Raw genomic sequence first — 24,094 nt, 5'->3', positions numbered from 1 at the left:
CGTGAGTGGCTCACTCGGTCGCCAGAGCCAAGTGAGCCAGTCACGTACGTGCACGTCGTCCCAGCAAGGGGGTTAGTCCGGGGAGGACTGGAGCTCGATGAGGTTGCCGTCGGGGTCGCGCAGGAGGGCGATGCGCGTGTCCTCGCCCCACTCGGGGACGTCGGCGGCCGGCACGACGACGGTGGCGCCGGCGGCCAGGCAGGTCTCCTGGGCGGCGTCGACGTCGGCGACGCGGAAGCAGAGCAGGGAGGCGTCGCCGGCGGCGCGGGAGAACTCGACGGCGCCGGCGGCGGGGGTCATCACCTGGCGGTTCATCAGGGCCAGGTACGGCTTCTGGAACTCGACGTCGAAGCGCGCGTAGGGCCACTGCTCGTCGCCCTTGGCCAGCTTGGCGCCGGTCAGCTCGGGCAGCACGGCGTTGTAGAAGCGGAAGCATTCGACGTACTTGTTGACCAGGAGCCGCGTGTGCAGTGTGTCCACGAGAATCGGTGGCCGGGAACCCATGAGCGCTCCTCACGATAGGGACGGCGAGATAGGGCCTACCGATGAAGGTAACCGCCCTGGGAACGCTTTCACACCCCTAGAACCCCTGTTGTTGCCCCGTAAACAGGAACCACCGAATACTACGCGCCGTGTGCACGAATCAACCCCAGGTGTCATCCCCCTAGTGGAACTGGTGGCTTCACTAAGGGGGCTCGCGGCCCGTACGGGTCACGGCCGACAATCGATTTCGGCTGTGACAAACAAAACCAGTGGGAGGGCCTGATGGGCCGGGTAGCAGACAAGGTCGTGGCGATCACCGGCGCCGCGCGGGGACAGGGCCGCAGCCACGCCGTGCGGCTGGCCGAGGAGGGCGCCGACATCATCGCGATCGACCTGTGCGAGGACGTCGAGATCGCCGAGTACGCGATGGCCACCGCCGAGGACCTGGAGGAGACGGCCCGCCTGGTGGAGAAGACGGGCCGGCGCATCGTCACCCGCAAGGCGGACGTGCGCGACTACGCGGCCCTGAAGACGGCCATCGCGGAGGGCGTGGCCGAACTCGGCCGGCTGGACTCGGTCGTGGCCAACGCCGGCATCAGCCCGATCGGCCAGGGCCGCCCGGTGCGGGCCTTCACCGACACCCTGGACATCAACCTGGTCGGCGCCATCAACACCGTGCACGCGGCCCTGCCGCACCTGGCCGACGGCTCGTCCATTGTGGTCATCGGCTCGGCGGCCGGCCTGATCCCGGGCCGCGGCGGCAACGGCCCGGAGGGCCCCGGCGGCGCCGGCTACAGCTTCTCCAAGCAGACGCTGGCCGAGTACGTCAACACGCTGGCGCTCCAGCTGGCCCAGAGCGGCACCCGCGTGAACGCGGTGCACCCCACCAACTGCAACACCGCAATGCTGCACAGCGCCCCGATGTACAGGACCTTCCGCCCGGACCTGGAGGAGCCCACCCGCGAGGACGCGGAGCTGGGTTTCGTCGCCTTCCAGGCGATGCCGATCCCCTACGTGGAGCCCTCGGACGTCTCGCACGCGGTGACGTACCTGGTGTCGGACGAGTCCCGCTACGTCACGGGCCTTCAGCTGAAGGTGGACGGCGGCGCGTTGGTGAAGCTGGGTTTCTGACAGCCGAGTTCGGACCGGGCACTTGTGGTCAGTGCCCGGTCCGTCCCACTACGGTGTGGCGCCGACGAGTCCGGCGTCGCACAGCTCGTCGACCCACAGGTCCAGGTCGGCTCGGATGTTGGTGGCATCGGTCTGCCACGCCCCGGCCAGCGTTCTGGCCGCGGTCTCGATGTCGCCACCGTGCTGGCGAAGCGCGATCCACATCGCCGTTCCCACGGTGTCGCACCGCATTCTGATGCCCGTGGTCGACGACACCAGTTCGAGTCGGCCGTCGCCACGCAGCACGGCGGTGACGCCGGCAGTCGGTTTCACAGGCACGTGCACCCCACTCAGGTTCTACGGTGACCTCGCTGTCCTGCCGCGAACGCCGCCCTCGGGCGGCGTTCGCGGCTTTCGCCCGCGCAGGATGGCCGATTTGGTCGGATGAAACAGGACGGGTACTGCTCCGGCCGGTCCGGGAGGTTCTCCCGGACCGGCCGCGTCTTGGTGGGTCAGGCCGCCAGCGGAGTCCGAACTCCGGCGGTCTCGCGGATCAGCCGCATCGCGGCGGCGGCGTGCTCGTTGATGAAGAAGTGGCCGCCGGGGTACACCTTCAGGTCGAAGGGGCCGTTGGTGTGCTCGGCCCACGCCTCGGCCTCGTCCATGGTGACCATGGGGTCGTTGTCGCCGGTGAGCACGGTGACCGGGCAGTTGAGCAGCGGCCCGTCCTGGTGCTGGTAGGTCTCGACGGCCTTGTAGTCGCTGCGGACGGACGGCAGGATCATCCGCAGGATCTCCTCGTCGCCCAGCACCGCGGAGTCGGTGCCGGACAACGACTTGAGCTCGGTGATCAGGCCGTCGTCGCTGGCCAGGTGCATGCGCTCGTCCCGGTAGCGGGACGGGGCGCGCCGGCCGGAGGCGAACAGGGTCAGCGGCGCGGTGCCGCCCTTCTCCATGCGCCGGGCCACCTCGTACGCGATCATCGCGCCCATGCTGTGGCCGAACAGGGAGATCGGCTTGTCGGCCAGCGGCTCCAGGTGGGCGGCGATGATGTCGGCCAGCTCGCCGATGGAGTCCACACAGGACTCCGAGCGCCGGTCCTGCCGGCCCGGGTACTGGATGGCGATCACGTCGATCGCCGGGGACAGCGCCCGGGAGACCGGGAAGTAGAAGGTCGCCGAGCCGCCCGCGTGCGGGAAGCAGACCAGCCGCGTCGGGGCGTCCGACACCGGGTGGAAGCGGCGGATCCAGGCATCGCCTGACATGACGGGTACATCCTCTCGGTGTGGCGGGGCTGATGCGGGGAAGGACGCCTTACCCTCGCTGACTGCAGGTAAGGCGTCCTTCCCTGCATGACGAGCTACGCGATGGAGTCGAGTTCGTTGTCGAGAATGTCGAAGAGGTCGGTGGCGCTGACCGAGGTGAGGTCGTCGCCGGCGCTCTGCTGGTCGTCGGCCCACTTGGACGTCAGGGCGCGCAGGCGGGCGGCGATGCGGGAGCGCTCGGTGTCGTCGGGGTTGGCGGTGAGGGCGGCGGCGATGGCCGCCTCCAGCTTGCCGATCTCACCGTCCAAAGCGGACAGCGTCGACGGCGCCTCGCCCCCGCCGAGTTCCTCGCGGAGGAAATCGGCGATGGCCGACGGCGTCGGGTAGTCGAAGACGAGGGTGGCGGGCAGGCGGAGGCCGGTCTCGGTGGTGAGCAGGTTCCGGAAGTCGACCGCCGACAGGGAGTCGAAGCCGAGCTCGCGGAAGTCGCGGTCGGGGGCGATGGCGTCGACGGTGGCGTGACCGAGCACCGCGGCGACACGGGCCCGGACCAGGTCCAGCAGGACGCGGGTCTGGTCCGCCGCGGACAGCCCGGCGAGACGGTTCTTCAGGCCGCCAGTGGGTTTCGTCGCAACCCGCGCCGGTGTGCGAACGAGGCCGCGCAGCAGCGCGGGGATCTCGTCGGTGCGCTTGCCGAGGGCGACACCGTCGACCTTCATGGGGACGACCACGGCCCGGTCGGCGGCGATGCCGGCGTCGAAGAGGGCGAGACCTTCGGCGATGGGCAGCGCGGGCAGGCCCTGGCGGGCCATCCGGGAGAGGTCGGCCTCGGAGAGGTCGGAGGCGAGGCCGACGCCGGAGTCCCAGAGCCCGAACGCCAGCGAGGCGGCCGGCTGGCCGTTGGACCGCCGGTGTTGGGCGAGGGCGTCGAGGAACACGTTGCCGGCGGCGTAGCTGGCCTGCCCGGCGGCGAGCACCATGCCGCCGGCCGAGGAGAACAGCACGAACGCCTTGAGGTCGCCGGTGAGCTCGTGCAGGTGCCAGGCGGCGTCGGCCTTGGGCCGGACCGTCGACTCGAACGCCTCGTCGGTGACCGCGCCGATCAGGGCGTTCTCGGCGGCCGCGGCGGCGTGCACCACGGCGGTCAGCCCGGGAATGCCGCCGACGAGCGCGGCGACCTGCGAGCGGTCGGTGACATCGCAGGCCTCGATCGCCACCGTCGCGCCCAGTTCGGCGAGCTCGGTCTGCAACTCGCCGGCACCGGGGGCATTGAGACCACGGCGGCTGGTCAGCACGAGGTTGCGGACGCCGTGCGTGGTGACCAGGTGCTTGGCGACCAGAGCGCCGAGGCCGCCGGTGCCGCCGGTGATCAGCACGGTGTCGTCGGCGTCCCAAGGCACCGATGTGACAGCGCTTACGGAAGCGAGCCGCGGCACCAGCAGCGAGCCGTCGCGGACGGCGATCTCCGGCTCACCGGCGGCCAGCGCGTGCGGCAGCGCGTTGTCGGAGGCGCTGGTTCCGTCGAGGTCGACGAGGGCGAACCGGCCGGGGTTCTCGGCCTGGCCGGCCCGGATCAGGCCCCACACCGGCGCCTGGCCGAGGTCGATGTCCTCGCCGGTGGCGCGCACGGTGACCACGGCCAGCTTGGAGTGGGCGAACCGCTCGTCGGCCAGCCACTCACGGGCGATGGCCAGCACGTGCTTCGCGGCCGCGCGCACGCCGGCCGGGTCCTGCGGCACCTCCGGCACCACCGTCACGACCAGATCCGGCACGACGTCGATGTCGGCGAGGGTCGGGACGGCCTTGCCCAGCCCCAGGTCCCGTCCGATCACGGCGGCGGACCCCAGCTGGCCGGTGGCCGGCAGCGGAACCCACTCGATGCCGTACAGGTCGTCCGGGCCGGCGCCGAGCTGTTCGGCGGACACCGGCCGCGAGACCAGCTCCGCCACGGTCAGCACCGGCTGCCCGGCCTGGTCGGCGATCCGCATCGACGACACCTCGTCGCCGCGGACCTGTCGGATCCACACCCGCAGCGCGGATGCCCCGGTGGCGTGCAGCGTGACTCCGTTCCAGGAGAACGGCAGCAGCGTGGCCCCCTCGCCGCTGTCGTCGACGAGGTCGGCGTGCATGGCCGCGTCGAGCAGCGCCGGGTGCAGGCCGAACCGGGCCGCCTCGGTGCCCTCGGGCAGCGCGACCTCGGCGAACACGTCGTCGCCACGCCGCCACGCGGCCTTCAGGCCCTGGAAGGTCGGGCCGTAGCCGTAACCGCGGGCGTGCAGTAGATCGTATGCACCATCCATTTCCAACGGTGTCGCGTCGGCCGGCGGCCACGCGGTCAGATCGAAGTCCGGGGCATCGGTCGCGGCGGTCAGGATGCCGGTGGCGTGCCGAATCCAGTCGCCGTCGTCGATCCGCGAGTAGGCGCCGACCGAGCGGCGGCCGTTGTCGTCGGCCCCGACGACCACCTGCACCTCGACCCCACCGCGTTCGGGCAGGATCAGCGGCGCGGCCAGCGTGAGCTCCTCGATGGTGTCGCAGCCGACGTGCCGGCCCGCGTCGCCGACGAGCTCCACGAAACCCGTGCCGGGGAACAGGATGCTGCCCAGGATGTCGTGGTCGGCCAGCCACGGGTCCGTGTCGACGGCCAGCCGGCCGGTGAGCACGACGCCGCCGGTGTCCGGCAGCTCGACGACCGCGTTGATCAGCGGGTGGTCGGTGTTGCCGAAGGCCTTGACCGTGCGGGTGCCGGCCTGGAGATCCGACCAGAAACGCTGGCGCTGGAAGGCGTAGGTGGGCAGGTCGACCCGCCGCACGTCGAGGCCGGCGAAGAACTCCTTCCAGTCCACCGCGACGCCGTTGGCGAACGCCTTGGCCAAGCCGGCGACCAGCTCGTGCTCCTGCGGCTTGTCCTTGCGCTGCAAGGCGATGAACACGCTGTTCTCGTTGGTCGCGCACCCCGCGCCCATGCCGGCCAGCACGCCGTCGGGGCCGATCTCGACGAACTTGGCGACGCCCTTGGACTCCAGCGTGCGGATGGCGTCCAGGAACCGGACCGCCTCCCGCACGTGGTTCACCCAGTACTCCGGGTCGGTCCACTGCCCGCCGCCGGCGGACGTGATCACCGCCGGGATCCTCGGCGCGGCGAAGGTCAGGCCGCCGACCACCGAACGGAAGTCGTCCAGCATCGGCTCCATCAGCGGCGAGTGGAACGCGTGCGAGACGCTCAGGCGCGTGGCCTTGCGGCCGCGAGCCTCGAAGTCCGCCTTGATGGCGAGGACGGCGGCCTCGTCGCCGGAGATCACCACCGACTGCGGGCCGTTGACCGCAGCGATGCCGACGCCGTCGACCAGCGTGATCTCGTCCTCGGTGGCCTGGATGGCAACCATCGCGCCGCCGGCCGGCAGGGCCTGCATCAGCTTGCCGCGGGCGGCCACCAGCTTCCGGGCATCTTCGAGGGAAAGCACGCCGGCGACATGCGCCGCCGCGATCTCGCCGACGGAGTGGCCGGCCAGGAAGTCCGGCCGCACACCCCAGGACTCGACCAGCCGATACAGCGCGACCTCGTGCGCGAAGAGAGCGGGTTGGGCGTTGCCGGTCTGGTTCAGGGCCTCCTGGTCGGGGCCCCACACAACGGCCGCGGCCTCAGGTGTGATGGCCTGGTCCCAGGCTTCCTTGTAAGCGGGGAAGGTGTCGTAGAGCTCGCGGCCCATGCCGAGGCGCTGCGAACCCTGACCGGTGAACAGGAAGGCCACCAGGCCCTGGGTGCGGGCCACGACGTGGTTGGTGCCTTCGGCGATCGACGCCAGGCCCGCACGGTCGACCGCCACCGCGCGGTGCTCGAACGGGGTTCGGGCGGTGGCCAGGGTGAAGGCGATGTCGGCGGCCGTTCCGTCCACGGCGGACAGTGCGGCGGCGTTCGCCGCCAGCGCCTCCGGGGTCTTGCCGGTGACGATCCACGGCAGGACCCGCTCGGTGACAACACGTTCCGCCGGCTCCTCGACGGGGGCCTGCTCGATGATCACGTGAGCGTTGGTGCCGCCGAGGCCGAACGACGAGACGCCGGCGCGGCGGGGGCGGTCCACCGACGGCCACGGGCGGGCCTCGGCCAGCAGCGACACGTTGCCGGCGGTCCAGTCGACCTGCGGCGTCGGCTCGTCGGCGTACAGGGACTTGGGCAGCAGACCGTGCTCGATGGCCTTGACCATCTTGATCACGCCGGCGACGCCGGCGGCGGCCTGGGTGTGGCCGAGGTTGGACTTGATCGAACCGAGGTACAGCGGCTCGGACCGGTCCTGGCCGTAGGTGGCCAGCACGGCCTGCGCCTCGATCGGGTCGCCGAGCTTGGTGCCGGTGCCGTGCGCCTCGATGACGTCCACATCGGACACCTTGAGGTCGCCGGCGGCCAGCACCTGGCGGATCAACCGCTGCTGCGACGGGCCGTTCGGCGCCGTCAGGCCGCTGGACGCCCCGTCCTGGTTGACGCCGCTGGACCGCACGACGGCCAGCACCGGGTGCCCGTTGCGCTGCGCGTCGGACAGCCGCTCCAGCAGGATCAGGCCGGCGCCCTCGGAGCAGCCGACGCCGTCGGCCGACGCGGCGAAGGACTTGCACCGGCCGTCGGGCGCCGCGCCGCGCTGGCCGGAGAAGTAGACGAACATGTCGGCGTTGGACATCACGGTGATGCCGCCGGCCAGCGCCAGGTTGCATTCCTTGCCGCGCAACGCCTGCATGGCCGAGTGGATGGCGACGAGCGACGACGAGCAGGCGGTGTCGACCGTGACGGCCGGCCCCTCCAGGCCCAGCGTGTACGCCAGACGTCCGCACACGAGGCAGCCGTCGGACGAGCCGAGGCCGTAGTCGTGGTACATCAGGCCGGTGAAGACGCCGGTGCGGCTGCCCTTCAGCGACGCCGGGTCGATGCCCGCGCGCTCGATCGCCTCCCACGCGACCTCCAGCAGCACCCGCTGCTGCGGGTCGATGGCGATCGCGTCGCGCGGGCTGACGCCGAAGAAGTCGGCGTCGAAATCGGCGGCGTCGTAAAGGAATCCGCCCTCGCGGGTGTAGGACTTGTCGGGCGTGCCGGGCTCCGGGTCGTACAGGCCGTCCAGGTCCCAGCCGCGGTCGGCGGGGAACGCCGACACCGCGTCGCGGCCCTCGACGACGAGGTCCCACAGCTGCTCCGGCGTCGACACCCCACCGGGGTATCGGCAGGCCATGCCGACGATGGCGATCGGCTCGCTGGCCTCCGCCACGAGCCTGGCGTTCTGCTGGCGCAGCTTCTCGTTGTCCAGCATGGACTTGCGCAGCGCGGTGACGACCTTCTCGAGTTGTGCGTCCACGTCCGTTCTCCCGGTCAGTTGTCGGCCGCGAGGGCGGCGGCCACGAGGTCGTCGATGTCCATGTTCTTGATCGCTTCGCTCTGGTCGTCGGCGACGTCCGCGGGCGCGGATCCGGCGAGTTCCAGCAGCTGGGCGAGGATTCCCGCCTCGCGCAGCCTGGTCACCGGGATGGCCGCCACCGCGCGCTGGATGTCCTCGTCGGACTGCTTGTCCAAAGAATCAGACACGGTGGCGGGAGCCTCGCCGATGGCCGGCAGCAGCTCCTCCAGCAGGAACTTGGCCAGCGCCACCGGGCTCGGGTAGTCGAACATCAGCGTCGCCGGCAGCCGCAGGTCGGTCGCCGCCTGGAGCCGGTTGCGCAGCTCGATTGCGGCCAGCGAGTCCAGGCCCAGCTCGGTGAAGCCCTTGGTCACGTCGATCGCGTGCGGGTCGTCGTGCCGGACCACCGCCACGTGCGTGCGCACCAGCTCGACCAGAACCCGGTCGCGCTCGGTCGCGTTCAGCACGGCGAGCCGCTCCTCCAGCGACGCACCGCCCTCGAGCTCGGCCGGGGTGTCGACCACGGCGGCGCGGGTCGGCTTCTTGGGGGCCTTCACGACGTCCTTGAGCAGCAAGGGAATCTCGTCGGCCGCCGTCACGGTGATCGGCACCAGGATCGGCTCGGCGACGGTCATCGCCTCGTCGAACTGCCGCAGCCCGTCCTCGGTCGGCGTGGTGAGAATTCCCAGCCGCGCCATGCGGTTCACGTCGCCGTCGGCCGAACCGCTCATGCCGGTGTCGGTTGCCCACGGGCCCCAGCCGAGCGCGGTGGCGGGCAGTCCTGCGGCCCGGCGGTGGGCGGCGAGACCGTCCAGGAACCGGTTGGCCGTCGCGTAATTGCCCTGACCTGCGCCGATGACGAGCCCCGAGCACGAGGAGAACAGCACGAACCAGGCCAGCGGCAGGTCCTTGGTCAGTTCGTGCAGGTGCCAGGCCGCGTCCACCTTGGGCCGCAGCACGTTGTCCATCTGCTGCGGGGTCAGGCCGCCGATCAGCGCGTTGTCCATCACGCCGGCGGCGTGCAGGACGCCGGTCAGCGGGTGCTTCTTGGTGATCTTGAGCAGCTTCGTGAGCGCCTTGCGGTCGGCCACGTCACAGGCCGCGACCTGGACGTCCGCGCCGAGGTCGGTGAGCTCCTTGCGCAGCTCGTCCGCGCCGGGCGTGTCGATGCCGCGGCGGCTGGTCAGCAGCAGGTGCTTGACGCCGTTGGCGGCCAGGTGCCGGGCGAAGACCGCGCCGAGGCCGCTGGTGCCGCCGGTGATCAGAACGGTGCCGTTCGGGTCGAGCTGGGGCACGTCCGCGGGGCTCGGGGCCACGCGGGCGAAGCGCGGCACCTTCATTCCGCTGCCCCGCAACGCGATCGCCGGCTCGCCGGAGGCGACGGCCGCCGGCAGCAGGTCCTCCGAGCCGTCGGTGTCGACGACCACGATCCGGCCCGGGTTCTCCTCCTGCGCGGACCGCACCAGGCCCCAGACCGGCGCCTGCGCCAGGTCGACGTCCTCGTCCGCGACGGCCACGGCGTTGCGCGTGACGACCACGAGCTTGGAGTTCTCGAACCTCGCGTCCGCCAGCCAGGCCTTCAACGTGGCCAGCACGCCGTTCGCGACCGCCCGGACCTGCGCGGGAACGTCCTTCCCCGCCGTGGCGACGGGCAGCAGCGCGACCTCCGGGGCGCTGGTCAACGCCTCGACGTCGGCGGCGGTGGTCACCGTGACCCAGTCGCCGCGGGCGGCGGCGTGCAGGCTGCCCAGCGGCAGCTGGTTCCACCCGATCTTGTATACAGAATCCAGCGTGCCAGATCCCGTAGCCGCGGCGGCGTTGACCTTGTCCGCGGTGACCGCGCGGACCACCAGCGAGCGGATGGTGGCCACTGGCCGGCCCGACGGGTCGGCCAGTTCCAGCCGCACGGCGTCGGAACCGTCGGCGTAGACGACCCGTCCGCGCAGCTTGTTGGCCCCGGTGGCGTGGATCGTGACGCCGGTCCACGCGAACGGCAGCTGCGTGCCGCCGACGTCCTGCGGCTTGCGGCCGGCCATGAAGTCGGTGGTGCTCAGCGCGGAGTCCAGCAGGCCCGGGTGCAGGAAGAACTCGGCGGCGTCGGCCTTCGCGTCCTCCGGGAGCGCTACCTCGACGAAGGTCTCCTCGCCGCGCTGCCAGATCCCCCGCAGGCCGCGGAACATCGGGCCGTAGATGTAGCCCTGGCCGGTCAGGTAGTCGTAGACGCCGCTGATGTCGACGGCCTCGGCCCCGGCCGGCGGCCACTCGCGCAGACCGACGTTGAACGCCTCCGGCGTCGGGGTCGGCTTGTTCTCCGCGGTCAGCGCGCCGGACGCGTGCCGCGTCCAGGTGTCGGCCCCCTCGGCGCGCGAGTAGATCGTCACCGTGCGGGCGCCGTGCTTGTCCTCGGGGCCCACAACCGTCTGTACGGCAAGGCCTTCGCCGCGCGGCGGGATCGGCATCAGCGCCTCGATGGTCAGCTCGTCGACGGTGTCGCAGCCGACCTCCTCGCCGGCGCGGACGGCCAGCTCGACGTACGCGGTGCCGGGCAGGATGACCGTGCCCAGCACGTCGTGATCGGCCAGCCACGGGTGGGTGTCGATCGACAGGCGGGTGGTCAGCGTGACGCCGCCGGTCTCCGGCGACTGCACGACCGCCGCCGCCAGCGGGTGCTGCGCGGCAACCTGGCCCAGGCCGGGCGCGTCCTCCACGCTCGCCGCCGGCACATCGAGCCAGTAGCGGCGCTTCTGGAACGCGTAGGTCGGGAGGTCGACCCTGTGGCCGCCGGCAAAGAACTTCGCGCCGTCGAGGTCGAGGCCGACCGCCGCGAGCAGCGTCTGCGGCTCCGGCCGGTCCCTGCGCAGCGACGCCCTCAGCACGGCGGCGTTCCAGTCGTCGTCACGGGTCAGGCAGCCCTGGGCCATGCCGGTCAGCACGCCGTCGGGGCCGATCTCCAGGTACTTCGTGACGCCCTGGGCCTCCAGCGTGCGGATGGCGTCGCAGAACCGGACCGCCTCGCGCACGTGGTTGACCCAGTACTCCGGCTGCGTCCAGTCGCCGCCGGCGGCCGAGGTCGTGACGACCGGGATCGTCGGCGTGCGGTAGTTCAGGCTCTCGGCGATGGCCCGGAACTCGTCGAGCATCGGCTCCATCAGCGGCGAGTGGAACGCGTGCGAGACCTTCAACCGCGTGGCCTTGCGGCCCTTGGCCTCGAACTCGGCCTTGATGGCGAGCACGGCGGTCTCGTCGCCGGAGATCACCACGGAGGTGGGGCCGTTGATCGCGGCGATGCCGACGCCGTCGACCAGCGTGATCTCGTCCTCGGTGGCCTGGATGGCAACCATCGCGCCACCGGCCGGCAGGGCCTGCATCAGCTTGCCCCGCGCGGACACGAGCCGGCACGCGTCCTCGAGCGAGAGGACGCCGGCGACGTGCGCGGCGGCCAGTTCGCCGATGGAGTGGCCGGCGAGGACGTCCGGCCGCACGCCCCAGGATTCGACCAGTCGGTATACCGCGACTTCGAGGGCGAACAGAGCGGGCTGGGTGGTGCCGGTCTGGTTGAGGGCCTCCTGGTCGGAACCCCAGATGATGTCCTGGAGGCCAGCCTCGAAGCCGCCGATGACCTCGTCCCAGGCCTTGGCGAAAGCCGGGTAGGCGTCGTACAGCTCGCGGCCCATGCCGAGGCGCTGCGCGCCCTGGCCGGTGAACAGGAACGCCATCTGGCCGTCGGTCTTGGCGCCCCGCACGACACTCGGCGACTCCTCGCCGTTGGCCAGGGTCGTCAGCGCGGACAGTGCCGACTCGCGGTCGTTGGCCAGCACCACGGCCCGGTGGTCGAGCCGGGCCCGGGTCGTGGCCAGGGAGAAGCCGGTGTCGAACAGGTCGGCGCCGGTGGAGAGGAACGCCCGCAGCTTCTCGGCCTGGTCCGGCAGGCTGGCGGCGGTTTTCGCCGACAACACAAGAGGAATCACCGGAGTAGACCGGCCGGTCTCCGCGACGACGGCTTCCGGCGCCTGCTCGATGATCACGTGCGCGTTGGTGCCGGAGAGGCCGAACGACGACACCGCACCGCGCCGCAGCCCCTTCGACTCCCACTCCCGGGACTCGGTCAGCAGCTTCACCGCGCCCGCGGTCCAGTCGACCTGCGGCGACGGCTCGTCCACGTGCAGGGTCTTCGGCATCACGCCGTTGCGCACGGCCATGATCACCTTGATCAAGCCGCTCACGCCGGCCGCCGCCTGGGCGTGGCCGAGGTTGGACTTGATGGATCCCAGCCACACCGGGTCGTCCTCGGAGCGCTCCTGCCCATAGGTGGCGAGCAGCGCCTGCGCCTCGATCGGGTCACCGAGCCGGGTGCCGGTGCCGTGGCCCTCGATCAGGTCCACGTCCGCCGCCGTCAGGCCGGACACCGCCAGCGCCTTCTGGATGACCCGCTGCTGCGAGGGGCCGTTCGGCGCGGTCAGGCCGTTCGACGCGCCGTCCTGGTTGATCGCGGAGCCGCGGATCACCGCGAGCACCTCGTGGCCGTTGCGCTTGGCGTCGGACAGCCGCTCCAGCAGCAGCATGCCGATGCCCTCGGACCAGCCGGTGCCGTCGGCCGCGCCGGCGAACGCCTTGCAGCGGCCGTCGGGGGCCAGGCCGCGCTGCTGGCTGAACTCCACGAAGATCTCCGGCGTGGACATCACCGTCACGCCGCCGGCCAGCGCCATGCTGATCTCGCCGGTGCGCAGCGCCTGGCAGGCGGTGTGCACGGCGACCAGCGACGACGAGCAGGCGGTGTCGACCGTGACGGCCGGCCCCTCCAGGCCCAGCGTGTACGCGACGCGGCCGGAGGCGATGGAGCCGGCGTTGCCGTTGCCGATGTAGCCGGCGAGGTCGTCGGGGATCTCCCGCAGCCAGGTTCCGTAGTCGTGGTACATCACGCCGGCGTAGACGCCGGTCTGGCTGCCGCGCATGGCGTTCGGGTCGATGCCGGCCCGCTCGAACGCCTCCCAGGACGCCTGGAGCAGCAGCCGCTGCTGCGGGTCCATGCACAGCGCCTCGCGCGGCATGATGCCGAAGAACTCGGCGTCGAAGTCGGCGGCGTCGAGCAGGAATGCGCCGTCCTTGGCGTAGGTGTGGCCGGGCTTGCCGGGCTCCGGGTCGAACAGGGACTCGACGGCCCAGCCGCGGTCGGTCGGGAACGGCGTGACGGCGTCCCGGCCCTCGGCGACCAGCCGCCACAGGTCCTCCGGCGACGTGACACCGCCGGGGAAACGGCAGCTGATGCCGACCACCGCGATCGGGTCGTCCGCCCGGACCTGGGTCGTGACGGCCTTCCTGGCCGGTGCGGCGACGCCGCCGACGAGCGTGGCGACGAATTCCGCCACCCGCCGGGAGTTCGGGTAGTCGAACACCAGCGTGGCCGGCAGCTTGAGGCCGGTGGCCGAGTTGAGCATGTTGCGGAGCTCGACCGCCGCCAGCGAGTCGAAGCCGAGCTCCTTGAACGCCTTGTCCGCCGGCACGGCGTCGATGCCGTCGTGACCGAGGACCGCGGCGACCTTGCCGCGCACCAGTTCCAGCAGCGCGCGGTCGAGGTCGGCGCCGGCGAGGCCGGCGAACTGGGTGGTGGGAGCCGGGCCATGGGTGGCGGCCCGGCGGGCCTGGCCTCGGACGAATCCGCGCAGCAGGGCCGGGATCTCCTCGGTGCGGGTGCGCAGCGCGTCGCGGTCGATCTTCAGCGGCACCAGCACGGCCTCGTCCGCGGCGAGGGCCTGGTCGAACAGCTCCAGGGCCTCCTCGGCCGACAGCGCGGGGGTGCCGAGGCGGCGCATCCGGTCCAGGTCGGCGTCTTCGAGCTCGCCGCCGAGGCCGGTGTTGACCGCCCACATGCCGAACGCCAGGGCGTTGGCCGGCAGGCCGTTCGCGCGGCGGTGCTGCGCCAGCGCGTCGAGGAAGACGTTGGCCGCCGCATAGTTCGCCTGCCCGGCGGCGAGGACCATGCCGCCGGCCGAGGAGAACAGGACGAAATGGGTGAGCGGCAGGTCCTTGGTGAGCTCGTGCAGGTGCCAGGCGGCGTCCGCCTTGGGGCGCAACACCTTGTCGACTCGCTCGGCGGTGAGCGTGTCGATCAGGCCGTTGTCCACGACGGCAGCGGCGTGCACGACGCCGGTGAGGTCGGGGATCTGGCGGACGACGTCGGCCAGTGCGGCCCGATCCGTGACGTCACAGGCGAAGAAGCGGACGTCGGCGTCCAAGGTGGACAGCTCGGCCGCGCCGGGGGCGTCCGCGCCGCGGCGGCTGAGCAGGGCCAGCTTGGTGACGCCCTGCGTGGCCACCAGGTGCCGGGCGATGATCGCGCCCAGGCCGCTGGTGCCGCCGGTGATCAGGACCGTGCCGTCGACGTCCCAAGTGGACGTTCCGGTCGGCTGGGTGGCGGTCAGGCGTGGCACCAGGATCTCGCCGTTGCGGATGGCGACCTCGGGCTCGCCGAGAGCCGCTGCGGCGGAGAGGGCCTTGGCCGAGGCGTCGGTGCCGTCGCTGTCCACGAGCACGAGCCGTCCCGGCTGCTCCGCCTGGGCGGCACGGATCAGACCCCACACCGGTGCCTGGCTCAGGTCGGCGATGTCCTCGCCGCCGGTCGACACCGCGCCGCGGGTGACGATCGCGGTGACGCCCAGATTGTCATCAGCTCGGGTGCCGTCGGCCAGCAGCGACTGGACATCGTTGAGGACCAGCGCCGTGACTTGGCGGATGGCTGCCGGGATGTCGCCGTCGGCGCTCGGGCAGACGTAGTGCAGGACGTCGACCTCGCCGGGCTGGGCGGTCGTCGGCTTCCACTCGACGCGGTGCAGGCCGTCGGAACCCTTGGCGGCGCTGAGCTGCTCGGCCGAGACCGGCCGGGAGACCAGGGATTCCACCGTCAGCACGGGCTGGCCGGTCTGGTCGGCCATCCACATCGCGGAGACCTCGTCGCCGCGCAGCCGCTGGATCCGCACCCGCAGCGAGGTCGCGCCGACCGCGTGCACGGTGACGCCGTTCCAGGCGAAGGGAAGCAGGGTCGGGCCGTCGCCGTCGTCGAGGAGGTCGGCGTGCATGGCGGAGTCGAGCAGCGCCGGGTGCAGGCCGTAGCGTTCGCCCTCGCTGCCCTCGGGCAGGCTGACCTCGGCGAACACCTCGTCGTCACGCTTCCAGGCGGCGGTCAGGCCCTGGAAGGTCGGGCCGTAGCCGTAGCCACGGTCGGCGAGGCGGCCGTAGGCGTTGTCGACGTCGATCGCGGTCGCGCCGGCCGGCGGCCACTCCGTGAGGTCGAAGGCGGGGGCCTTCGCCGGGGCGACCGTGCCGCTGGCGTGCCGGGTCCAGGCGCCGTCGCTGCCCTCGGGGCGGGAGTGGATCGTCACCGGCCGAGCGCCGCTGCCGTCCGCGCCGCCGATGGTGACCTGGATGGCGTAGCCGCCGCGGGGCGGCAGGATCAGCGGGGCCTGGAGGGTCAGCTCCTCCACCGCCTCGCAGCCGACGTGCTGGCCGGCCTGGCCCGCCAGCTCGACGAAACCGGTGCCCGGCAACAGGATCGAGCCCAGCACCTGGTGATCGGCCAGCCAGCCCAGGGACTCGGCTGCCAGCCGGCCCGTGACGACGACGCCGTCGCCGTCGGCCAGCGCGATGACCGCACCGAGCATCGGGTGTCCGACGGCGACCTGGCCGACCGACGTCACGTCGCCGCTGGTGGCCGTGGCGTTCAGCCAGTAGCGCTGGTGCTGGAAGGCGTAGGTGGGGAGGTCGGTCCGGCGCGCCTCGGTGCCGGCGAAGAACTTGTGCCAGTCGACGGCCTGCCCGTTGGCCCATGCCTTCGCCAGGCCGGTGAGCAGCTCGTTCTCCTGCGTGCGGCCGCGGCGCTGGGTGGCGATCACCGCGGCGTCGTCGACGCAGTTGGCCGCCATGCCGGTGAGCACGGCGTCCGGGCCGATCTCCAGGAACCGGGTGACGCCCTGTGCCGCCAGTGCCTTGACGCTGTCGTAGAAGCGAACCGCGTCGCGGACGTGGTTGACCCAGTACTCGGGCGACGTCCAGTCGCTGCCGGCGTTGGGAATCCGCGGGGCGGAGAAGGTCAGGCCGGTGACGATGGCGCGGAACTCGTCCAGCATCGGCTCCATCAGCGGCGAGTGGAAAGCGTGCGAGACGTTGAGCCTGGACGTCTTGCGGCCGCGGGCCTCGAAGTCCGCCTTGATCGCCAGCACGGCGGCCTCGTCGCCGGAGATCACCACCGACTGCGGGCCGTTGATCGCCGCGATGCCGACGCCGTCGGGCAGGGCGACCTCGTCCTCGGAAGCCTGGAGGGCGACCATCGCGCCGCCGGCCGGCAGGGCCTGCATGAGGCGTCCCCGAGCGCTGACCAGCTTCTTCGCGTCTTCCAGCGAAAGGACCCCGGCGACGTGCGCGGCGGCGATCTCGCCGATGGAGTGGCCGGCGACGAAGCCGGGCGTGACACCCCAGGACTCCAGCAGTCGGGAGAGGGCCACCTCGAAGGCGAAGAGGGCAGGCTGGGTGGTGCCGGTCTGGTTGAGGGCCTCCTGGTCGTCGCCCCAGACGACCGCCTGCACCTCGGGGGTGATCGCCGCGTCCCAAGCCGCCGCGAAGACCGGGAACCGCTCGTACAGCTCGCGGCCCATGCCGAGCTGCTGCGCGCCCTGGCCGGTGAACAGGAACGCCGTGAAGCCGTCGTTGGCGACGTCGACGATCTTGCCGGCGGCCAGGTCGGCGAGGGCCGTCGAACGGTCGGCGGCCACGGCGGCGATGCGGTGCTCCAACGCGGCACGGGTGGTGGCCAGCGAGAAGGCGATGTCCACCGGCTCGCCGTCCACAGTGGACAGCTTCGATGCCTGCGCGGAGGCAGCCTCCGAAGTCTGGCCGGAGACCAGCCACGGGACGAGGCGGGGCTCGACAGTCCGGGCGACCTCCGGCACCACCGGCGGCTGCTCGATGATCACGTGCGCGTTGGTGCCGGAGATGCCGAACGACGAGACACCGGCCCGGCGCGGGCGATCCACCGAAGGCCAGGGCTGGGCCGAGGTGAGCAGCCGCACCGCGCCCTCGGTCCAGTCGACCTTGCTGGAGGGCTCGTCCACGTGCAGGGTCTTGGGCAGCACGCCGTGCCGCATGGCCATGACCATCTTGATGATGCCGGCGACGCCGGCGGCGGCCTGCGTGTGGCCCATGTTGGACTTGATCGACCCCAGCCACAGGGGCTCGCGCCGGTCCTGTCCGTACGAGGCGAGCAGCGCCTGCGCCTCGATGGGGTCGCCAAGGGTGGTGCCGGTGCCGTGGCCCTCGACAACGTCCACATCGGACGTCGACAACCCGCCGGAAGCCAGCGCCTGCGCGATGACTCGCTGCTGCGAAGGTCCGTTCGGCGCGGTCAGGCCGTTGGAGGCGCCGTCCTGGTTGATCGCGGAACCCCGTACCACGGCGAGGATCTGGTGGCCGTTGCGCTGGGCGTCGGAGAGCCGCTCGACGAGCAGCAGGCCGACGCCCTCGGACCAACCGGTGCCGTCCGCGCCGGTGGCGTACGACTTGCAGCGGCCGTCGGCGGCCATGCCGCGCTGGCGACTGAAGTCGACGAAAGTGTCCGGGGTGGACATCACCGTGACGCCACCGGCCAGGGCCAGCGAGCATTCGCCGGCGCGCAGGGCCTGAATGGCCCAGTGCAGGGCGACCAGCGACGACGAGCAGGCGGTGTCGACCGTGACGGCCGGGCCCTCAAGGCCCAGCGCGTAGGCGATACGACCGGAGACGACGCTGGCGAGGCTGCCGTTGCCGAGGTAGCCGGCGACGTCCTCGGACACCTCGCCGAGACGCGTGCCCCAGTCGTGGTACATGACGCCGGCGAACACGCCGGTGTCGCTGCCGCGCAGGGAAACCGGGTCGATGCCGGCGCGTTCGAACGTCTCCCACGCGGTCTCCAGCAGCAGCCGCTGCTGCGGATCCATCGCGGACGCCTCGCGCGGGCTGATGCCGAAGAACGCCGGGTCGAACTCGGCGGCCTCGTGCAGGAAGCCGCCCTCGCGGCTGTAGCTCTTGCCGGGCTTGCCGGGCTCGGGATCGTAGAGGCCGTCCACGTCCCAGCCGCGGTCGGTCGGGAACGTCGTGACGACGTCCCGCTCCTCGGCGACGACCCGCCACAGGTCCTCCGGCGAGGAAACCCCTCCGGGGTATCGGCAGGCGATGCCGACGATGGCGATGGGCTCGTCCGTGGCCGCCACCACCGGCGTCTTCAACACGACCTTGTCGGCGACGCTGAGCAGCTTGTCGCCGATGAGCTTGGCCAGCGCCACCGAGGTCGGGTAGTCGAAGGTCAGGGTGGCCGGCAGCCGCAGGCCGAACGACGAGTTCAGGCGGTTGCGCAGCTCGACCGCGGCCAGCGAGTCGAAGCCCAGCTCGGTGAAGGCACGCTTCGGGTCGATCGACTCCGCGCCGTCGTGGCCGAGGACGTCGGCGACCTGCTTGCGGACCAGGTCCAGCAGCACACGGTCGCGCTCGGCGTCGGACAGCTCGGCGAGCCGGTGCGCCGGCGACTGCTCGACCGACACCGGGCCGGAGGCCGTCGGCCGCTGCGTGCGGACGAGGCCGCGCAGCAGCGCCGGCACGCCGTCCGGACGGGCCTGCAACGCGCGGGCGTCGACCCGGACCGGCACGGCGTTGGCCAGGTCGGAGGCCACCGCGGCGTCGAACAGCGCCAGGCTCTCCTCGGCGTTCAACGGGTCCAGGCCGAGGCGGCGGATCCGCTGGATGGCCAGCTCGTCGAGCTGCTCCCCCATGCCCGCGCCGACCGCCCACAGGCCCCAGGCCAGCGCGGTCGCCGGCTGGCCGAGGGCGCGGCGGTGCCGGGCCAGGGCGTCGAGGAAGACGTTGGCGGCGGCGTAGTTGCCCTGGCCGGCGCCGTCGACGAGGCCGGCGGAGGAGGAGAACAGCACGAACGCCTTGAGGTCGCTGGTGAGCTCGTGCAGGTGCCAGGCGGCCTCGGCCTTGGGCCGCAAGGTGGTGTCGATGCGGTCGGCCGTCAGGGTTCCGACCAGGCCGTCGTCGATCACACCGGCCGCGTGCACCACGCCGGTCAGCGGGTGCTCGGCCGGGATCGTGGCGAGCACCGCCGCCAGCGCCTCGCGGTCGGCAACATCGAGGGCCGCGATGGTGACGTCCGCGCCCAGCTCGGTCAGCTCGGCGGTGAGCTCCGCCGCGCCGGGGGCTTCGGTGCCGCGACGGCTGGTCAGCAGCAGGTGGCGAACTCCCTTGTCGGCCACCAGGTGCTTGGCGACGATGCCACCCAGGCCGCCTGTGCCGCCCGTGATCAGCACCGTGCCGTCGGCGGTCCAGGGGTTGTCCACAGTGGACACGGTCGTCTTGGCCAGGCGCGGCACGAGGATTTCGCCGCCGCGCAGGGCCAGCTCCGGCTCGCCGGAGGCCAGCGCGGCCGGCAGCAGCTCGGCGGAGTGCTCGTCCACGTCGACGAGCACGATCCGGCCCGGGTTCTCCGACTGCGCGGACCGCAGCAGGCCCCACAGCGGGGCGCAGCACAGTGCCGAGGACTCGCTCGACTCGGTGACCGCGCCCTGCGTCACCACGACCAGGCGGGAGGTGGTGAACCGTTCGTCGGCCAGCCACTCCTGCACCAGCTCCAGGGCCCGATACGTGGTGCGGCGCACCGCGTTCGGCACGTCGCCGTGGCACGGGGCGAACGGCGCGAGCACGATCTCCGTCGGCAGCGCGCCGTAGTCCAGGGTCTCGCGGTGCGCCTGGAGGTCGGCGTGTACGGTGATGCCGCTGCCGAGCGCGTCGGCGAGGCCGATGTAATCCGCGCCGACCACCGCCCAGCCCTTGACCGACGGGGCCTCCGTGGCCGGAGTGATGGCCTCCCACCGGACCTCGAACAGGGCCTCGCCGCCGCGACCGGCGGCGCGCAGCTGCTCGGCGGTGACGGCCCGAACGACGAAGGACTCGACCGTGGCGATGGGCGCGCCGGTCGAGTCCGCGATGTCGAGGGAAACAGCCTCACGGCCGGTGGACTTGATCCGCACCCGCAGCGCCTGAGCGCCGGTGGAGTGCACGGAAACGCCGCTCCAGGCGAACGGGAGGCGGATGTCGTCGCCGACGGGGTCGTCGGAAGCGAAGTCGGTGGCGTGCAGGACGGCGTCCAACAGCGCCGGGTGCAGCGCGAACGCGCCGGCCTTCTCCTGTTCCGGCAGCGCCACCTCGGCGAAGACCTCGGAACCGTTGCGCCACACGGCTCGCAGGCCCCGGAACACCGGACCGTAACCGTAGCCCTGGCCGGCCATGTCGGCGTACAGCGTGGAGATGTCGATGGGCTGGGCACCCTTGGGCGGCCAGGCATCGAGGCTCACCGGGTTCGTCACGGTGCGGCGGCCGAGGGCGCCGGTCGCGTGCCGGGTCCACGAGTCCTCGGTGCGGGAGTAGAACTCCACGCTGCGGCGGCCCTCGTTCTCGTCGCCGACAACGATCTGGAGGTCGACGCCACCGCTCTCCGGCAGTGCGAGAGGGCTCTCCAGGGTCAGCTCCTCGACGAGGTCCAACCCGACCTGGTCGCCCGCGCGGACGGCCAGCTCGACGAAGGCCGTGCCCGGGAACAGAACCACGTCGCCCATCACGTGGTCGGCCAGCCACGGGTGCGTGCGCAGCGACACCCGTCCGGTCAGCACCACGCCGTCGCCGCCGGCCAGGCCGACGACCGCGCCCAGCAGCGGGTGGTCGGCGGCGACCTGACCGAAGCCGGTCGCGTCGCCGGAACCGACCGCCGAGGACATCCAGTAGCGGCGACGCTGGAACGCGTAGGTCGGCAGCTCGACCGTTGCGGCGCCGGCGAAGAAGGAGCTCCAGTTCACCTTCGCGCCGCGGGACCAAGCCGTGCCGAGAGCGGTCAGCAGCTCGCGGACCTCGTCCCGGTCGCGACGCAGGGCGGCCGCGAACACGACGTCACCGTCGACGCTTTCCTTGCCCATGGCGGACAGCACCGGATCGGGGCCGAGCTCCAGGAACGTCGTCACGCCCTCGTCGACCAGAGTCGTCATGCCGTCGGCGAAACGCACGGCCTGGCGGGCATGCCGCACCCAGTAGTCCGGCGAGCACAGGTCCTCGGTGCTGGCCACACCGCCGGTCACGTTGGACACGACGGTAATCTGCGGCGGATGGAAGTCCAGCACGCTGGCGATGAGGCGGAACTCCTCCAGCATCGGCTCCATCAGCGCGGAGTGGAACGCATGCGAGGTGCGCAGCCGCTTGGACTTCTCGAACTTGCCGGCGACCGCGAGAACCTGCTCCTCGACACCGGAGATCACGATCGACCGCGGCCCGTTGATGGCGGCGATGCTCACGCCGTCTTCCAGCGCCGCAAGGACTTCGGCCTCGCTCGCCCGCACGGACACCATCGCGCCGACGCGCGGCAGGTCCTGCATCAGGCGGCCGCGCGCGGCGACCAGCGTGGCGGCGTCCTCCAGCGACAGCACGCCGGCGACGTGCGCGGCGGCCAGCTCGCCGACCGAGTGCCCGGCGACCAGATCCGGTGTGACACCCCAGGATTCGAGCAGCCGGAACAGCGCCACCTCGACCGCGAACAGCGCGGCCTGCGTGTAACCGGTCTCTCCCAGCAGGTCTTCATCGTCGCCGAACAGGACGTCGTGCAGGGAGCGGTCCAGCTGGACATCGAGGTGGGCGATGGCGTCATCGAGGGCGTTGGCGAAAACCGGGAACCTGTCACGGAGTTCGCGACCCATGCCGATGCGCTGCGAGCCCTGGCCGGTGAACAGGAATGCCAGCCGGCCACCGACCGTGTTGGAAGCCGTGTCCCCGGCGGCGATGGCGTCGAGGCCGCGCAGCAGCTCGTCCCGGTCGCCGGCGACGACCACCGCGCGGTGCTCCAGTGCGGCCCGGGTGGTGGCCAGCGAGTTGGCCAGGTCCACCAGCGGCAGGTCCACAGTGGATGCCAAACGCGCAGCCTGCGCCTTCAAGGCTTCGGTGCTGCGGGCGGAGACGACGAAAGGCGCAACGGTGCTTGTTGGCCCCGCCTCCGGCAGGGCGTCGGTCGCGCCCCAAGCCGCCGTCTTCCCCTTGTCTGCTTCGACCGCGCGAAGTCCTTCGGTGCTTTTCGCTCGGGGCGCGGCCGAACCAGCCTGCGGGTCCAGACGACGGCGCGCGACCGAGTCCGTGGTCGGCTCGACGGACTCGTTCGCGCTCTCGGGTGCCTGCTCCAGGATCAGGTGGGCGTTCGTGCCGCTGACACCGAAGGACGAGACGCCGGCCCGTCGCGGTTGGCTCTCCCAGGCAACCTCCTCGGTCAGCAGCGTCACCGCCCCGCCGGCCCAGTCCACGTGCGGGGTGGGGGCGTCGATGTGCAGCGTCTTCGGCAGCACGCCGTGCCGCATCGCCGTGACCATCTTGATCACGCCGGCGACGCCGGCGGCGGCCTGCGTGTGGCCGATGTTGGACTTGAGCGACCCCAGCCACAGCGGCCGGTCCCGGTGCTTGCCGTACACCGCCTGCAAGGCGTTGGCCTCGATCGGGTCGCCGAGCGTGGTGCCGGTGCCGTGCGCCTCGACGGCGTCGACGTCCGAGGCCGTGAGGCCGGCGTTGGCCAGCGCCTGGCGGATGACCCGCTGCTGGGCCAGGCCGTTCGGCGCGGTGATGCCGTTGGACGCGCCGTCCTGGTTGATCGCGGAACCCCGGATCACGGCGAGGACGTTGTGCCCCGACCGCTGGGCCTCGGACAGCCGCTCCAGCACGAGAATGCCGACGCCCTCGGCGAAGCCGGTGCCGTCGGCGGCGGCCGCGAAGGCCTTGACCACGCCGTCGGCGGCGAGGCCGCGCTGACGGGCGAAGGCGGTGAAGGTGCCGGGGCTGCCCATGATCGCGACACCGCCGGCCAGCGCCAGCGTGCACTCGCCCAGCCGCAGCGACTGCACGGCCAAGTGCAGCGCGACCAGCGAGCCTGAGCACGCGGTGTCCACGGTGAGGGTGGGGCCCTCCAGCCCCAGGGTGTAGGCCACCCGCCCGGAGACGACGCTGGGGGCGTTGCCCGTCAACAGGTATCCGTCGAAACCGTCGGGGGCCTCGTGCAGCCGCACCCCGTACTCCTGCGGCTCGGCGCCGACGAAGACGCCGGATCGGCTGCCCCGCAACGACTGCGGGTCGATGCCGGCACGCTCCAGGGCCTGCCAGGCGGTTTCCAGCACCAGCCGCTGCTGCGGGTCCATCGCGGACGCCTCACGCGGGCTGATGCCGAAGAAGTCGGCGTCGAAGTCGCCGGCGTCGGGCAGGAAGCCGCCGTGCCGGACGTAGGTGGTGCCGGGGTTGTCGGGATTGGGGTCGTACAGCCGTTCCAGGTCCCACCCGCGGTCGGTGGGGAACTCGTCGCTGACGTGGCCGCCGGCGGAAACCAGCTGCCACAGGGCATCCGGGGAGTCGATGCCACCGGGGAGGCGGACGCCGACGCCGACGATGGCGATGGGCTCGTCGTCGACAGCGGCGGAGGCGACCGTTTCCGGCGCCTCCGCCGCTGCGTCGAGTGACTCGGTCGCCACCAGCTGCGCCCGAAGGTGCTCGGCGAGCAGAGCCGGTGTCGGGTAGTCGAAGGCGACAGTCGGCGGGAGGGTGAGCCCGGTGTCCCCGCCGAGCCGCAGGTGCAGCTCGACCAGGCCCAGCGAGTCCAGCCCCAGTTCGCGGAAGGCCCCGTCCGGTCCGACCCGGACGGCGCTGTCCGGGCGGATCCGCCGCAGCACGGCGAGGGTGTGCTCGCTCACCAGACCCAGCAGGATCCGGCGCTGTTCGGCCGGCGGCACCTCGCCGAGCCGACGCGCGAACGCCCCAGGAACGACGTTT

At 72.0% G+C, this 24,094-nt stretch carries 5 protein-coding genes and 1 pseudogene; 1 reads left to right on the top strand and 5 read right to left on the bottom strand.

What is annotated here, in order from left to right; all coding sequences use genetic code 11:
* Window positions 1-72: 72 nt before the first annotated feature.
* Window positions 73-504: a VOC family protein gene (locus tag BCF44_RS55325; protein WP_211352905.1), complete on the bottom strand. Its 432-nt coding sequence runs from the start codon at window positions 502-504 to the stop codon at window positions 73-75.
* A gap of 261 nt (window positions 505-765) precedes the next feature.
* Between BCF44_RS55325 and BCF44_RS05905 the strand changes: the two genes are divergently transcribed.
* On the top strand, window positions 766-1,614 hold the full coding sequence (locus BCF44_RS05905) for a mycofactocin-coupled SDR family oxidoreductase (RefSeq protein ID WP_116173088.1): 849 nt from the start codon (window positions 766-768) through the stop codon (window positions 1,612-1,614).
* Between the two features lie 48 nt (window positions 1,615-1,662).
* On the opposite strand, the gene BCF44_RS05900 is transcribed toward BCF44_RS05905, so the two are convergent.
* The 4 genes and pseudogenes from BCF44_RS05900 to BCF44_RS57400 form a co-directional block, all read right to left on the bottom strand.
* Window positions 1,663-1,926: a PqqD family peptide modification chaperone gene (locus tag BCF44_RS05900; protein WP_211352904.1), complete on the bottom strand. Its 264-nt coding sequence runs from the start codon at window positions 1,924-1,926 to the stop codon at window positions 1,663-1,665.
* A gap of 179 nt (window positions 1,927-2,105) precedes the next feature.
* On the bottom strand, window positions 2,106-2,858 hold the full coding sequence (locus tag BCF44_RS05895) for a thioesterase II family protein (RefSeq protein WP_116173087.1): 753 nt from the start codon (window positions 2,856-2,858) through the stop codon (window positions 2,106-2,108).
* Window positions 2,859-2,953: 95 nt separating this feature from the next.
* Window positions 2,954-8,197 carry a type I polyketide synthase gene (locus tag BCF44_RS05890; protein ID WP_170217359.1) on the bottom strand — a complete coding sequence of 1,748 codons (5,244 nt, stop codon included), beginning with the start codon at window positions 8,195-8,197 and terminating at the stop codon, window positions 2,954-2,956.
* A gap of 266 nt (window positions 8,198-8,463) precedes the next feature.
* Window positions 8,464-23,994 (bottom strand): annotated as a pseudogene (locus BCF44_RS57400) (SDR family NAD(P)-dependent oxidoreductase); the annotation flags it as partial.
* Window positions 23,995-24,094 lie beyond the last annotated feature (100 nt).

Origin of the sequence: Kutzneria buriramensis, assembly GCF_003387475.1 — a bacterium.
Lineage (GTDB): Bacteria > Actinomycetota > Actinomycetes > Mycobacteriales > Pseudonocardiaceae > Kutzneria > Kutzneria buriramensis.
This window is presented reverse-complemented; position numbering and strand designations above follow the sequence as displayed.